At 55.6% G+C, this 225-nt stretch carries 1 pseudogene; it reads left to right on the forward strand.

The features are described from left to right. Positions 1-14 precede the first annotated feature (14 nt). Positions 15-225 (forward strand): annotated as a pseudogene (locus tag OC610_RS29440) (oligopeptide ABC transporter ATP-binding protein); the annotation flags it as partial.

Genomic DNA, 225 nt, shown 5'->3' on the forward strand with positions numbered 1-225 from the left:
GCAAGAGCTTGAGCATGGTGTTCCAGAACCCCTATGCCTCGCTGAACCCGAAAATGACCATCAAGGCGATTGTTGCCGAACCACTGAAGGTTGCCTTTGGTTTGCGCGGCAGCGCCTTGCACGCGCGCATTATTTCGCTGTTGGGAAATGTGGGGATGGGCGAGGAGCACATGGATCGCTATCCCCATGAATTCTCCGGTGGCCAGTTGCAGCGTATCGCTATTG

It is taken from the genome of Pseudomonas agronomica (assembly GCF_025917275.1).
Lineage (GTDB): Bacteria > Pseudomonadota > Gammaproteobacteria > Pseudomonadales > Pseudomonadaceae > Aquipseudomonas > Aquipseudomonas agronomica.